This window comes from Bdellovibrionota bacterium (genome assembly GCA_035292885.1).
In the GTDB taxonomy this organism is placed as follows: Bacteria; Bdellovibrionota_G; JALEGL01; order JALEGL01; family DATDPG01; genus DATDPG01.
Window position 1 is genome coordinate 49,902 of sequence record DATDPG010000076.1, and the last position, 14,873, is coordinate 64,774.

Here is a 14,873-nt window from a genome sequence, read left to right on the forward strand (position 1 = left end):
TGGCACTATTCTAGGCGTCTATGAAGGCAGTCATCCTAGCCGGCGGACGAGGCACAAGAATCACCGAAGAAACGAACCTTAAACCCAAACCGATGATCGAGATCGGCGGCTTACCCATCCTATGGCACATCATGAAGATTTTTTCTTCTTACGGCGTAAACGATTTCATCATCTGCTGCGGATACAAGGGGTACGTCATCAAAGAATATTTTTCGAACTACTTCCTCCACACTTCGGACGTCACGTTCGATCTGGCAAAAAATAGAGTCGAAATCCACCAGAGCAAGTCGGAACCGTGGCGGGTGACGCTCGTGGATACGGGAGAACAGACGATGACCGGGGGGCGTCTTTTGCGAGTTCGGCCTTTTATCGGCGAAGAAGACTTCCTTTTTACGTATGGAGACGGCGTCGGCGACATCGACATTCGAAAACTGACGGCGTTTCACAAGACGCAGGGCACGCTGGCGACTCTTTCGGCGATGACGCTCCCTAGCCGTTTCGGGTCGTTGGCCGTGGCGGAAGGAAAGGCCACTCTTTTTCGGGAGAAATCCCCCGATCAATCAAGCCTCATCAGCGGCGGATTCTTCGTCCTGTCGCCTCGTGTGATCGACTATATCGAAGGGGATCACACGACCTGGGAACGCGAGCCGATGGAGCGACTGGCGAAGGAGGGTCAACTCTCCGCATTTGTGCACAAAGGCTTTTGGCATCCAATGGACACACTGCGAGATAAAGAAGTGCTGGAGGCTCTTTGGAACTCGGGAAAGGCTCCCTGGAAGATCTGGAAATGAACCCCGGCTTTTGGGGAAAGAAGTCCGTCTTCATCACCGGGCATACGGGGTTCAAGGGTAGCTGGATCTCTCTTTGGCTTCGTCGCCTCGGTGCCGAGGTGACAGGCTATTCTCTCCCTCCCCCCACACAACCAAACCTCTTTAGCGATTCGAACCTCGTGAAGGAGATGGATTCCATTACGGGTGACGTCCGCGATCTGCCAGCTCTCGAATCCGCCGTCTCCAAAGCACGGCCCGAAGTTCTGATTCATTTGGCCGCCCAGGCATTGGTTCGAACCTCTTATACCGATCCCCTCGACACGATTTCCACGAATGTCATGGGCACGGCGAACGTTTTGGACGTTTGCCGTCGAACTCCGTCCCTTCGGGCGGCGCTGATTGTTACGACGGACAAGTGTTACGAAGACAACCCGGCGAAGCGGCCCTATGCGGAGACGGCTCCGCTCGGCGGGAAGGACCCCTATTCAGCCAGCAAGGCCGCTGCAGAAATCGTAACGGCGTCGTATCGGAATTCGTATTTCAACGGAACTCAATTTCCGAAATCCCCAGCCATCGCAACATGCAGGGCCGGGAACATCATCGGCGGCGGGGACTGGGCCCAGGATCGTCTGATTCCGGATCTTGTACGCGCTTTTCAACAGAAACGCCCGGCACCCATTCGCAACCCGCATGCTGTTCGTCCCTGGCAGTTTGTCCTCGACGCGCTCCGCGGATATCTCATTCTGGCGGAAAAGGCGTTCACAATCGGCGCGTCCTTTGCGGAAAGTTGGAATTTTGGCCCCTCATCGGAAGAGAGCAGTAAGCCGGTGGGATGGATGGCGACTGAATTCGGTCGCCACTTCGATCCTCCCATTCAATGGCAGACGGATACGGCGAAACACCCCCATGAAGCAAAAACGCTCGAGCTGGACAGCTCCAAAGCCCGGGCGCGACTCGAGTGGAAAACCCAACTTACGATTCCCGAAATTCTCCAATGGACGGCGGAATGGTATCGCGACTCGTGGACGACTCGAGACGCCAAAACCATTTCCGAAAAGCAGATCCAACGCTATGAGAAACTAAAAAATGCCTGAGGCGGCCCCGCCCAAATGCCGACTCTGCCGGCAAATTCTCCGCACGACTTTTTGTGATCTCGGATCGGCCCCATTGGCTAACTCGCTCGTAGCGCCGCAGGACTCCCAGAAGAAGGAAGCGTTTTTCCCATTGCGCGTATACGTATGCGACCATTGTCTCTTGGTTCAGCTCGAAGAATTCCAGAGTCCCAACAAAATTTTCTCCTCTTATCCCTACTTTTCTTCGTATTCGGCCACGTGGGTAGAACATGCGAAGAAATTTGCTCAAAATACCGCGCGGCGCTTCGGTCTCGCAGCGACCAGTCTTGTCATCGAAATCGGAAGCAACGACGGTTACCTGCTTACCCATTTTCGCGAACTTGGTGTGCCCTCTCTCGGCATCGAACCCGCCTCGAACGTGGCGGATGTCGCTCGATCCAATGGAATCGAGACGATTTCCGAATTTTTCGGCTCGGCGTTGGCCTCCAAACTCGTGCAACAAAAGACCCGTGCCGATTTGGTGGTCGCCAATAACGTCATGGCCCACGTTCCCGATCTCCTGGATTTTGTCCGAGGCCTCGCAATCATCCTCGCCCCGGACGGAGTGATCAGTATCGAGTTCCCCCACCTTCTCCGCTTGATCCAAGATGTTCAATTCGACACGATTTATCACGAGCATTTTTCCTACTTCTCGCTTCGCTCCACCGAGGAAGCTCTGCGCACTTCCGGCCTTCGTGTGTTCGATGCGGAAGAACTCGGGACACACGGCGGCTCGTTGCGTATTTATGCCTGCCATAACGGAAGCGGCCACTCCACAACTTCCGAACGACTGGAGCTTTTGCGACATGAAGAAAAGAGAATGGGTCTGGACCAGCTGAGTACGTATGCGGGGTTCGAGGATCGAGTCCGCAGATTGAAACGCGAACTTCTAGCCCTCCTGGACACCCTTAAGCGCGAAGGAAAGACGATTGTCGGATATGGGGCCGCCGCGAAAGGAAGCACCCTGTTGAACTACTGCGGTATCCGTACAAACTACTTGGAGTACATCGTCGATCGCAATCCTCACAAACAGGGGAATCTCTTGCCGGGCGTGCACATTCCTATTGTTCCGCCTCAAAAAATATTCGAGACCCAGCCCGATTATCTGCTCATTCTGCCTTGGAATATCGCCTCCGAAATTACATCCCAGATGAGCGACATTCGAAAATGGGGAGGACGATTCATTATCCCCGTACCTCGTCCGACCGTGATGCCATGAAGTTCAAGAAGACAACGCTCGATGGGCTTTGGTCGATTTCTCCAGAACCTCGAGTCGATGACCGGGGGTTTTTTGCACGCACCTTTTGCGCCAAGGAATTTTCGGAGAACGGCCTGGAGAACCGACTTGTTCAGACGAATCTATCCTATAACAACAAACGGGGTTTGATCCGAGGCCTTCATTACCAATCCGAACCATATGAGGAAGCGAAATGCGTCTCGTGCGTTAGAGGCGCGATTTTCGACGTCGCCGTCGATTTGCGTCCCGGTTCGAGGACGTATCTTCATTGGTACGGGGTCGACCTCGACGCCGAACAGTCCAACATGCTCTATGTCCCAAAGGGATTTGCTCACGGATTCCAAACGCTTCAGAACGATGCGTTGGTTCTCTATTACATCTCCGAATTCTATCGTCCGGAACTTCAGCGCGGCATTCCCTGGAACGACGCCACCCTCAAGATATCTTGGCCGATTCCCAACCCCACGCTGTCGGATCGCGATCGGAATTTTTCTCCCCTCCAGCCATGAGGAAAATCCTCGTCACGGGCGCAAACGGCTTTATCGGACGTCATCTGAAGCCAATTCTGGAAAAGGAGGGATGTGAAATACACGCACTTTCCAGGTACCCCCTCGATTCAGAACACCCCGGGGTTAAATGGTATCCCTTCGATTTGCTCACAGGGAAACAGGATCAGCTCAAGGAGATCATCCAACGAATCGCCCCCACGGAACTCGTTCACCTCGCTTGGTGCACACAGCCCGGAGCCTTCTGGTCCGCCAACGAGAACCTCGTGTGGGTGGATTCAAGTTTGAATCTCGTTAGAGCCTTCGTATCAGCTGGCGGTAAACGAATACTCGTGACCGGGAGTTGCGCCGAATATCGGTGGAGCGACCAACTGATGGACGAAGGCGCAACCCCCCTCGAACCGCGCACGCTTTACGGCCAGTGTAAGAATCGCTTTCGGTCCGCCGCAAAAGAGATTTGCAATGCCGATGGCATCGAATTGGCATGGGTTCGGCTATTCAACATGTACGGCCCGCACGAGCATCCAAAACGCCTTGTGAGCTCCGTCATTCAAACACTTTTGTCGGGAAACGTGGCGACCTGCTCGTCGGGAACTCAGACTCGCGACTTCACTTACATTGAAGATGTGGCCCAGGCCCTCTGCGACATCCTCTCTAGTAAATTCGTCGGAGCCGTGAATTTCGGTTCGGGTCAGCGTTTTACTGTTCGTCACGTGGTCGAACGAATCGCCGGGATTTTGGGGGCTGTGGACAGGGTCCGATTCGGGGACACGGTCCCTGCAGGAGAACCGTTATATCTCGTGCCTTCGCTCGACCGCCTCCATGAGATTACCGATTGGTCTCCTCGACACGATCTCGAAACAGGCCTCGCTCATACTATAAATTGGTGGCAGAATCATTCGTCCGATGCGCCTCGTCATTGACACGGATCGTCGCACAATTACTCGCGAGGCAGGCGGGGAAAGCCGAACGGTTCCGCTTTATTCCCAAGAAGCTCTTGAGTGGCTTTCACAACAATGGTTGCGCGTCGGGTGGGATCAAAAGTACACGTATACGTTCAGTTGGTTCGGCCGGCCGATCATCCAACTCCCCGAAGATATTGTCCGAACACAAGAAGTCATCTTCCAGCTGCGTCCGGATCTTATTATTGAGACGGGCGTGGCCCACGGAGGATCTCTTGTGCTTTACGCAAGCCTCCTTAAAGCCATCGGGAACGGCCATGTCGTCGGGATTGACATAGAAATTCGTCCCCATAATCGCAAGGCTATCGAAAAACACGAATTGGCCTCGATGATCACCCTTTTGGAAGGAAGTTCGACGGACAAAACCATTGTCCAGCAAGCCAAGGACCTTGCCAAGGGTGCCCGTACCGTCCTCGTGTTCCTCGACTCAAATCATTCAAAGAAACACGTATTGGAAGAGCTCGAAGCCTACAGCCCGTTCGTATCGCTCGGTTCTTACATCGTGGCGACCGACGGAATCATGAAGGACCTTACGGACGTACCCCGCGGGAACTCTTCTTGGATAAGCGACAATCCGTACGAGGCGGCCGCCGAATTCGTCAAGGAGCACCCTGCCTTTCGAATCGAGCGGCCGAAGCCCCCCTTCTCGGAAAGCAACCTCGATATCGAAGTTACGCATTGGCCGGGGGCGTGGATTAAGAGAGTCTCCTGAAAGAACGATTAAAAACATTCTTTCAACGTTTTCCGCTTTTGGTCAGCTTCGTCCGTTGGCTTCGAAAGGCGGAATTCGAATGTTACACCGCCTTGGCCCGCGTTCTCTTCCACTTTGTGAACCGTCGCGAGCTTTTTGAAGGTAGAAAATATGACGTCCGGTTCTTTGGCGATGCAGAAACCATCTCCGGTACGCACGCCACATGGAAAAAGATTGGACTCGAACGCCCGTTTTATTGGGAACGTCTTTTTCAAAAGCCGCTCACTCTCCATCGCCCCTTTTTCGTCGTTCTGCCTCGCGGCGAATTGGTCGGGAAAAAGGCGGTTGCCCTGGATCCATCGGGAAACATCCTTCTTGAATCCACCGTTTTTCAGATGGAGTATTTTCGAAAAACCTACGACGCTCGTTTCATTCTTCGACGGCGGCGAATCGAAGCGATTGAATTCCCCTTTCCGGCGATCAGCCTAGTCTCTTGGCACGAACGCTCTTACGGCCATTGGACAGGCGAAGCTCTGGCGCGCTTTCTCGCCTATCCGGAGGTCGAAAAGGCGTTCGGCCGGGATGTCCGGGTCGTTATTAGTGGAACGCCTTACCCATTCCAGCGTGACACGTTGACCGAGCTCTTTGGAATTCGGCCCGAGCAGTTTCTGCCGTGGGCCTATACGCGGGCGGTTTTTAAGAAGCTCATCGTGCCCGGATACCGGCATCGGAGAGACGCCGAAACGATGAACAGCGACGTCAACTCCCTTGAAGCCTACCGCGAGCTCCACAGGCGATCAAAAGCGATCCCGGTCACCGGTACTTTTCCGAAAAACTTCATCATTAATCGGCAGCCGATCCATGGCCGCAGCATTTTGAACATTGATCACTTGCATGACGCCCTTTCAGACCTCGACTTCACCGTCCTCGATACGGAAGGGATGCCGTTTCGAGATGAGGTGGGCTTATTTCGAAACGCGGAGAAAGTCGTTTTGGTTCACGGATCCGCATTTCCAAATCTTATCTATTCGGACCACGCCCGAGTGATCGATCTTTTGCCCGGTGGATTCGAATGGGATCAAAGCCAATTGTTCTTCTACCAGATCTCCCGCGCGCTCGGTCTAATACATCACGTGGTTCCCATCGGTCCGATCAAAACCCGGGATAATGTTAGGTTAACTTCCGAAGAAATTGGAAGAATCCGAAAGGCATGCGCTGAAATTTGATTAGGGACCCACTGAACCACTAGAGCGTATTTGCTCGTCAAGAATACCCAACTTCAAAAACTCATGTGGCTCGTAGAGTTGGCCGTCATACATCACACGATCCATCGGTCGTAGCCTGAAATAATGATCGTACGTTTCGAGATTGGGCCGTTTGTCTCCATAGAGCGGCAACAGACGATAAATATAAAGAAGGTACTCGCGAGTCTCCTTTGTTCCTTTTGTCGCAAAATACTTAAACGGAGAGATCGGTTCGATATCCATCCCCGCGGCGAGATATCCAAGCTTGTTTCCTGGAACGTAAATGAGGGGCTGAAACCACTTCACGTCGTACGTCTCGACCTCCCTTTGGGTTAAAACGTATCCTATTCGAATCCTGCGCCCTTCCCGGGCGAGATCCGTTACGATTCGAGCCGTCTCCGGCTCGATCGAGTGCCGCGCGGCATAGACGTGCCCTAAACTTTGACTCCAGTCGACATCGAATCCCCACATCGAATGAGTCGAAGTTATGACGGCGATAAAGCATGTTCCGATCACGGTCGCCGCCATCGAACGTTTCGAGTTCAAGGTTAGGCGTGAAATCATCGGTATAAGCGCATACCAACAGGCCACGTATCCGATGTACGGAAATTGATAGGTATTTTCGTTCGTCGGTACGGCCTGAAAAACCGCAATCCCCGCGGCGGTCAGAAAAAGTGACATCCATAGAGCAGGGCCAAATGTTTCGTGTTCAACACTATTTTTGCGTTCGAACCACTTCACGAGGACCCAGGCCAGGCCAACGAAAAGCGTGACCCGAGCCATGAGGGAAAAACTGATCCAAAGAATCGGCTTGGAAAGTCGAAGCCACCCCAGGACGATGGAGCTTAATGAAGGCATAGCATCCAGGTTCGTAACTTTCGCTTGGGTGACTTTATAAAAAAGTGCAATGTACGCGGCGTTCAATATTGTGGCCGCCAGAATTTTTATCATGAAATGATCACGGTCTTTTCCTCGAACGACACGGTACGCGGCGTACAAAAAGATCCCTGTGAATACGGCGGGGGCCGTCGTGATCGACACAACCGGAAGGTAGAGCAGACACAAAAGAGCAGACCGAACGTCGTTGACGCCCAATCGCCCGAAAACGGGCACCAAGAAAAGAACGTACGTTAAAAAATTAGGTCGTATCCATACGTCCGCGTAGATCGGCCAAAAGTCGCTTCCAATATTAAGGGCGTGCCACGTTTGCGTCAGCGAAAGAAAAAACGCAACGCTTCCGGCGGCCGCCCATTGTCCAATTGTCTTTGGTCGCACGAGAATGACGATTCCGAGAAGACCTAGGGCTTGCAGCCAAGCATAGACGCCGTGAATCAATACGACGGACTCCGGCATCCGGAGACCTTGGTAGAGGATATTCCCCAGCCAAAATTCGAAATAATGGTACGGAGAGGTTCCAACAAATTCCGGCACAATCTCGTTGAAAAAGTGAAACCAATTCTCAACTCCGTAGACGGAAAGATCGTGGATCCGTTTGGCGTAGATCAGGACATCATTTTCAATTGTTTCGGGATAGACGTGAAAAAGACGGACAAGGCTCACGAGCAGCATTGTAACCATCATCCATAGGAGGAAGCGGCCACCGTCCTGCCAGTGCGGACGCTGAAAAGTCGGCTTTGCATTCGGCGAGAGAAGCCAAACGGAAGCCGCGCTGACAAAAAAAGCCGTGTGAATGGTGACTCCCTTCGTCACCCACATCGCCCAGACTGTTGTTAGGCCTATGAGCCCGGAAAGAATAACCAGAAACGTCTGTTCGTATTTATTTTCGGAACCCCAAGGGAAAATGAACGGCTGCAGAAAACGCCCAAGAAGGAGACTGACCGCGCTTATGAATGTTGCCAAAACCGACAGCCATAAAATCTCAAAAACAAATGGCATAAGAATTCGAATGCGCTCTCATACCCTTATCGTTTTTGTTAGACGCTAGCCAATTATTAGGATTCAGTCCGTAGTCCTGGCCTCCACAAATCGGAAAATACGAGGGCAAGGAATTCGGACGCTCACCGCGGAGGGTATGCTTCCGGACTGCGAGATCTATCTTTCCGGGACATTTTATTCCTTAGCTGAAATCGGCCGAGGCAAAACGGTTTTGGATATCGGTTGCGGCCACGGATTTAATAAAGAGGTGATCGAAGCAGCCGGAGGGCGTTGGATCGGAATCGATCCGTTTCGTGGCGGAGGCCAATCCGCCATCGCCGACGCAATGTTCTTGCCTATAATGGAGAGGTCCATCGACGTTGTGGTCGCGGATTCGGTATTGGAGCATATTCCCAATCTTTCTCGCGCATTCGCGGAGATCGCTCGTGTCTTGAAACCTGGAGGAAAGTTCGTTGGATACGCGGCTTTTCTGGAACCGTATCATGAAATATCGTATTGCCACGTTTCCTATTCGGCGCTGGAATATTTTGCCCTGGAAAGCGGAATGAAATTGCGGAAACTTTTCGGCGGGGGCCGATACGGTATCGGCGTGCAGATCGCCTCCTTGATCTGGCCGCTCCGCATTCCATTTCTACAAACTCTGGTAAGTGCCTTAATCAATACGCTCCTCCGTTTTAAGTTGGTTTTTGGATTTTTCTATTTGATTCTGAGGCGCAGACAAGAGCTCTCCGACGCTTGGAAAAAAGCGAAACAGTATTATGTATCTCAAAAGCTGGGTTACTCTCAGGGGTTCAGTTTTCTGATTGATAAGCGGTGAGTGCGGTTAGCTTCCCACGTGGGCCAACCAAGACTCCAGAACGAAGAGAGACCAGACCGGTTCCCATCGCCCCTTCGACGAAATGAAATCCTTCTTCAATTCCTCAACGCGGTCCCACCGAAACAACCCGCGGCTTTCGATCCGTTGTTTTGAAAGCGCGTGATCCACGCGATCCCAAAGCCGCCCCCGCAGCCATGACTCAATCGGCACCGTAAATCCTCGCTTCGGGCCGAGGACTCCTTTGGGCAAAAGCCTCTTTGCGATTTCTCGCAATATTCTCTTATTGATTCCCCGGTCGTACTTATAGGGGTCCGGCAAGGAAAGAATGAACTCTACCCATCGATGATCGAGATAGGGGACGCGCACTTCAAGACTGTTAGCCATACTCAATGCGTCAATGTCCCGTAATAAAGGTGCCTGAAGATAGACATTGAGTCCGTGAGATATAAGTCTCCTCTCAAGGGTCGCTCCCGCCATTTTTCGTTCCATCCATTCCCACGCCGGTTCGCATCCGGTAAACCCGGCTGGTTGTTGAAGTTGTTTCTTATCGGCTTCGGAGAAAATCGAAAAACCGACCCTTTCGAGCCGTTGGCCCAAAGAAAGTGAAAGTAACGCCGCAACATCACGGGGGGAGCGCTTGCCCGTGCCGAAAAGCACCGACAGAAGAAGGGTTCTTTGAATTGTAAGCGGAAGCCAGGAAGTGAACGTTTCAAATTGCTGCAACAATAAGAGCGGTCGAACATAAGAGTAACTGAGAAACAGTTCATCCCCTCCCAGCCCGGACATGGCCACCTTTACATGTTTGGCCGCCGCTTCCGAGACAAGAAATGTATTCCAGCCGTCAAAGGAAGGTTGGTCCAGCGAAGAGATATACCGGTCGAACGTATCCACCGCTTTCGCCGGAGAGATCACAACCTCTTCGTGTTGAGTTCCTAAGCGGTTTGCAACTGCTCTTGCAATGGCACGTTCGTCCTCAGGAGAATCGGGACGACGTTCCCATCCCACGGTGAGCGTGCGGACATCTCCCTGATGAACTCGCTTCATCAAGGCGGCCAGGAGCGACGAATCGATTCCACCGCTCAGAAATACGGCGATGGGTGTGTCGGCCAGGAGATGCGAGGCTACCGTTTTCTCGAGTAAGACCTCCGCCTTTTCAACGGCTTTCTCAAACGTTAAGTCGGCTCGCGGCTCGGCAAGAATGAGGTCGTTGGCCGACCAATATCTCTTTGACTGGCTTGAGCGTACTTCGGAAGACGATGGATCAATTTCGTAAGTTCGAATCTCCGCGGGCTCCAATCCTCGTACGTCTTTGTAGAACGTATGCGGGGCAGGCGCGCCCTGTAAGGTCAAATAGAAGTGAATGGCGCACGGATCGAGTGACGGTGAAAAGGTCGGCAAGCGACGAAATGCCCGCAGCTCCGAAGCGAAGAACACTTGCCGATCTCGTTCCCACACGTAGAGCGGTTTGATTCCAAGGCGATCGCGGGCCAGGATGAGCCGAGATTGCTCCGTATCCCATAGGACGATGGCGAACATTCCTTGAAGATGCTCGACAAAGCGATCTCCCCATTCTTCATACGCGTGAACGATGGCCTCCGTATCGCTTCTACTTCGAAAGGAATGACCGTACCGAATCAACTCGTCCCGCAATTGAGGAGAGTTATAGATCTCTCCATTCTGAGCCACCCAGATGGTTCCCGTTTCATTACAAAGAGGCTGGCGACCTCCGCCGATATCCACAATCGCCAGACGGGCCGTTCCGAAGGCCACGCGGCGATCCTCATAGAAATGCTGATCGTCGGGGCCTCGATGGAGCATGGAGTCGATCATCGCACGAACGTTCTCGGCACTGGGGCGTCCGATCGAACCGGCAATTCCGCACATAGCGTCAGTTTAGCTGCCCGGGCTTTCCAGGGGAACATTTCACGCCGGTGATGAGAGGTGATAGGATTTCAATTAAACACATGCCGCAAGCACCGGAGAAAAGGGAATGGGAGCTCTGGAATTCGCCCCAAATTGTGGACACGCTCAAAAAGGAGTGGACGGAACGCGCCTCCGCGAAGGAGCGCGAACTATTTTACGGGGAAATCCGGGCTCTCAAGTCCTCCGGAAGCACCCTCCTCGATTTTGGATGCGGCATCGGTCATGACGCACCGGAGTTCGTCCGTCAGGGTTGGACATATACGGGCGTCGACCGAACCGATGCGATGCTTGCCGTAGCCCGGCGAGATCACCCCGAACTCACTTTTCAAAAGGAAGATCTTTTCAACGCCGCGCTGCCGGACAATAGTTTCGATTTCGTGGTATCCAACGACGTTCTCGTGCACCTGCCGGATCATATCGTTCCACTCCAAACCTTGTACCGAGTGGCGCGAAAATATGTGGTCGTTAAACTCTGTTATCTGACGGAGAAGCGCTTCGGGTTGTTCTACCCTCCGCACCGTATCGAACGTGACCCTCAGGGGTTTGTTCTTCGTTATTTCAACCCTCGTGCGTTCGTCCGAGAGATTAATCAAATTTTGCACCCAATATCGGTTCGAGCCGTCATCCAGCCCCGCGTAAACACGACCGATGGTCATCATGGCGTCTTCGTAATTCGAAAAGAGTGACCCAACTTCGCGTCGCCGTCGTCTTCGAAATTCCGACACCCTACCGTCAGCCGGTTTTTGAGCGATTGGCCCGCGATGAAAACGGGACATATCGATTTTTCTTCCTCGCCCGCACGCAAGAGGACCGGCTTTGGAAAATGGAATCTACATCCGGGCTTCCGGCCACCTACCTTCCGGGCCGCCAAATTTGCCTCAAGGGACACCACACGATTCATTTAAATTGGGGGCTCAAGGGTCTTCTATTGAATCCACCCTTTGATGTTTATGTTTTAGGCGGATATGCACAACCGGCGATCTGGAAACTTCTTCGATGGTGTTGGAAATCCGGAACACCTTATGTCATGTGCTCGGAAAGCCACCTTAGAAAGAAGCGACCCCTATGGCTTCGTGGGATCAAGGGTCCCTGGGTCCGAAAAGTTTACGCCCGATCGAGTGCCAACCTCGTCACCGGATCGGAAGCTCAGGCCTACGCCGAGCATTACGGCGCAAGGAGAGAATCCATCTTTCGCTTCCCAAATTCCATCGATGGACCCGAATACGCGGCTCGCGTGGACCAGGAGCGAGTTCATCAACAAGCGCACCGGAAAACACTAAGACTTTCGCAAGGTCCGATCACTCTATTCGTCGGCGCGCTGAATTATCGGAAGGGAGTGGATTTGCTCATCGCGGCCTTTCGCGAGGTTGCATCAAGAATTTCAAACAGCTCCTTAGTCTTGGTTGGAAACGGTAGCTGGGAATCGGCGCTGCGAACCCAGGTCGAACAATCCGGACTTTCGAAACAAGTAACCTTTCTGGGTTTCGTTCAACCTTCAGACCTGCCTAAAATCTACGCGTGCTCAGACCTTATGGTACTTCCCTCTAGGGAGGAAACGTTCGGTGCCGTCATTTGCGAGGCTTTGGCTGCCCGGCTTCCCGTCATCACGACCGACGCCGTCGGAGCCGCCCGAGATTTCGTGATATCCGAGAAAACCGGCCTCGTCGTTCCATCCGACGACGCACCTTCTCTTGCCACAGCGATGCTTCGGCTCTTGTCAGACAAAAATCTTCGGTCAAACATGAGTGCCGCGGCTCATGCTCATATGCAACCGTGGACGCACGATCGCATGGCCGCCGAGTTACGCAATTCCGTTCGGGCAGCGCTCGCATGAGGGTCAACGCCGTTTACCAGATCCTCGAGCGGCCGAAGGTCTATTTGAGTATCGGCGCCGTTCAATGGTCGAAAATAAACCAAGGCTCCCGGGGCCGCATTTATCTCCTCGCGCACCCGATATGGGCTTTCGGTGGAAGAAGCATCTATCTCTACTTCAAGCACAAGTTTTCTCTGGCAAGACGTAACGTAAAGCTGATTCTACTCAATAATTCCGCATCGGAAGATCGGATGACCAAGTGTCTGGGGTTTGAAAGCTATCTCATTAATCACAATATTCACGTTTCCGAGAGCGATTTCAGAGTCGAACCGCGGCCAAAAAAATACGATGCGGTCTACATGGCGCAGGCCAAGCCATTCAAAAGGATTCACCTGGCGCGCCAGGTTCGGAGTTTGTATGTGATCACCTATTTTTGGCCCGATGTGCGGGACAAGAATGGACTCTGGGACCTGCATGCATTCGAGCCCTCGGTCTCCCACGCTGAATTCAACCGGGACCGCATCTCGGCTTCGGAGATCAATCGCATTCTTAACGAGAGCTACTGCGGCTTGGCCTTGTCGCGGAAAGAGGGGGCCATGTTTTCATCGATGGAATACCTATTTGCCGGATTGCCGATCGTATCGACGAAATCCATTGGCGGTCGCGATTTTTTCTTCGATGATCGCTTTGTGCGAATCGTTAAGAGCGATGCCGAACAGGTCAGCGAGGGAGTGGCGGAGTTCAAGCGCCTCAAACTCGACCCTCACATCATTCGAAAGGTTACGCTGGAGAAAGTCATGAAATCGAGAAAAGACTTCTTTGATGTTGTGTGCGACATCGCGAAACGGGAAGGTGCGCCCCTCGACGAGAGTTTCGAAGCGTTTCATAATCGGATCTGGGGAGTGGACGCACTCGAAAAACTCTCGGTCATAATCTCGTGATTCAACTTGTCTGGAGAACGTTTGGCCGGTCGATGACGCTGATTCCGGCGCATTATCGGCGGCAAAGCTACGGGATAGCGGCCTTATTACTGACTCAGAGTTTTCTGGATGTTCTGGGCCTCGGATTGATCGTCTCGCTTGCACCCATGCTTTTCGATCGAGAACGGGTGATGCGCTTCTCCCTGTACAAGAGAATCAATTACGCTCTCGGGGAACCCACGTATCAAACGACGCTGGTCGTCGCCCTTGTGATTATCGTCGTCGCCTATGCCGTTAAGAACGCCATTTCCATCTGGATCGCTCACCGGCAAGCTCGATTCGCATTTAATATTTATCATTCGTTGACCACGCGCCTTCACAAACTCTCTTTCGACCGTGGCTATCTTTATTTGAGGAAAAGGAACTCTACCGAAGTCGTCCGTGACGTGGCCGCGATTCCGGGACGCTTTTCAGAGAACATTTTGCTTCCTTTGCTTCTGTTTTTGAACGAAGCGCTTGTCCTGCTCGTGGTTGTTCTGTCTGTTCTATGGCTGGATCCTTATGCCTTCGTCTTTGTGGCCTTGATTGTGCTGCCGCCTTCATTGGTTTTTTTCCACCTGGTGAAAAACCATGTGTCGCAAGTGCAGGAGCGGGTGAACCTTTTGAGCGCGCAACTACAGAAGAGTCTATTTGAATCCATTTTCGGCTACGCAGATGTGCGAACGACGCGCACTCAAGACTATTTCTTTTCCCGCTATTCCGCCTTGGTCAAAGACTATTGCGGGTGCCTTCGTTTGAGCACCGTCTATAATGTCCTGCCCGGCCGCCTGCTAGAACTGTTCTTTGTTCTCGGAGTCGTGTCGCTCGGTGCATATATCGCGTTTCGAATTCAGGACGCAGGTCTAGCCACGACGTTTCTTGCAACATACGCGATTGCCGCCTATCGAACCCTCCCTTCGATTAACCGCATGACGCTTGCACT

The 14,873-nt window shown here is 52.8% G+C and carries 14 protein-coding genes; 12 read left to right on the forward strand and 2 right to left on the reverse strand.

Annotated features, from left to right (window positions below; genetic code table 11):
* Positions 1-20 precede the first annotated feature (20 nt).
* The 7 genes from rfbF to VI895_05980 all read left to right on the forward strand — a co-directional run bounded on the left by rfbF (position 21) and on the right by VI895_05980 (position 6,504).
* Complete coding sequence (gene rfbF, locus VI895_05950; GenBank protein HLG19344.1) at positions 21-791, forward strand: glucose-1-phosphate cytidylyltransferase; 771 nt, start codon at positions 21-23, stop codon at positions 789-791.
* On the forward strand, positions 752-1,864 hold the full coding sequence (rfbG, locus tag VI895_05955; GenBank protein HLG19345.1) for a CDP-glucose 4,6-dehydratase: 1,113 nt from the start codon (positions 752-754) through the stop codon (positions 1,862-1,864). The genes rfbF and rfbG overlap by 40 nt, the downstream gene beginning before the upstream one ends.
* Positions 1,857-3,101: a class I SAM-dependent methyltransferase gene (locus tag VI895_05960; protein ID HLG19346.1), complete on the forward strand. Its 1,245-nt coding sequence runs from the start codon at positions 1,857-1,859 to the stop codon at positions 3,099-3,101. Before rfbG ends, VI895_05960 begins: the two co-directional genes overlap by 8 nt.
* The gene (rfbC, locus tag VI895_05965; protein ID HLG19347.1) at positions 3,098-3,628 is read left to right on the forward strand and encodes a dTDP-4-dehydrorhamnose 3,5-epimerase; all 531 of its coding nucleotides are present in this window, start codon (positions 3,098-3,100) and stop codon (positions 3,626-3,628) included. Before VI895_05960 ends, rfbC begins: the two co-directional genes overlap by 4 nt.
* The gene (locus VI895_05970; protein HLG19348.1) at positions 3,625-4,548 is read left to right on the forward strand and encodes an NAD(P)-dependent oxidoreductase; all 924 of its coding nucleotides are present in this window, start codon (positions 3,625-3,627) and stop codon (positions 4,546-4,548) included. The genes rfbC and VI895_05970 overlap by 4 nt, the downstream gene beginning before the upstream one ends.
* Entirely contained in the window at positions 4,532-5,299 is a 768-nt protein-coding gene (locus VI895_05975; GenBank protein HLG19349.1) for a CmcI family methyltransferase, read from the forward strand. The genes VI895_05970 and VI895_05975 overlap by 17 nt, the downstream gene beginning before the upstream one ends.
* Positions 5,300-5,415: 116 nt before the next feature.
* Complete coding sequence (locus VI895_05980) at positions 5,416-6,504, forward strand: glycosyltransferase family 61 protein (GenBank protein HLG19350.1); 1,089 nt, start codon at positions 5,416-5,418, stop codon at positions 6,502-6,504.
* On the opposite strand, the gene VI895_05985 is transcribed toward VI895_05980, so the two are convergent.
* Complete coding sequence (locus tag VI895_05985) at positions 6,505-8,418, reverse strand: hypothetical protein (protein ID HLG19351.1); 1,914 nt, start codon at positions 8,416-8,418, stop codon at positions 6,505-6,507.
* A gap of 136 nt (positions 8,419-8,554) precedes the next feature.
* Between VI895_05985 and VI895_05990 the strand changes: the two genes are divergently transcribed.
* Positions 8,555-9,235, forward strand: a complete 681-nt coding sequence (locus VI895_05990; GenBank protein HLG19352.1) for a methyltransferase domain-containing protein — start codon at positions 8,555-8,557, stop codon at positions 9,233-9,235.
* A 6-nt stretch (positions 9,236-9,241) separates the two neighbouring features.
* Here the strand turns inward: VI895_05990 and asnB are convergent, their stop codons facing one another.
* Positions 9,242-11,119, reverse strand: a complete 1,878-nt coding sequence (gene asnB, locus VI895_05995) for an asparagine synthase (glutamine-hydrolyzing) (GenBank protein ID HLG19353.1) — start codon at positions 11,117-11,119, stop codon at positions 9,242-9,244.
* 80 nt (positions 11,120-11,199) lie between these two features.
* On the opposite strand from asnB, the gene VI895_06000 reads away from it, so the two are divergent.
* The 4 genes from VI895_06000 to VI895_06015 form a co-directional block, all read left to right on the forward strand.
* Positions 11,200-11,844, forward strand: a complete 645-nt coding sequence (locus VI895_06000; GenBank protein HLG19354.1) for a class I SAM-dependent methyltransferase — start codon at positions 11,200-11,202, stop codon at positions 11,842-11,844.
* Complete coding sequence (locus VI895_06005) at positions 11,841-12,992, forward strand: glycosyltransferase family 4 protein (GenBank protein ID HLG19355.1); 1,152 nt, start codon at positions 11,841-11,843, stop codon at positions 12,990-12,992. The genes VI895_06000 and VI895_06005 overlap by 4 nt, the downstream gene beginning before the upstream one ends.
* Positions 12,989-13,912, forward strand: coding sequence for a hypothetical protein (locus VI895_06010; GenBank protein ID HLG19356.1), 924 nt, complete (start codon positions 12,989-12,991; stop codon positions 13,910-13,912). Before VI895_06005 ends, VI895_06010 begins: the two co-directional genes overlap by 4 nt.
* The coding region (locus VI895_06015; GenBank protein ID HLG19357.1) for a hypothetical protein at positions 13,909-14,873 on the forward strand (965 nt) is incomplete at its 3' end. The genes VI895_06010 and VI895_06015, both read left to right, overlap by 4 nt.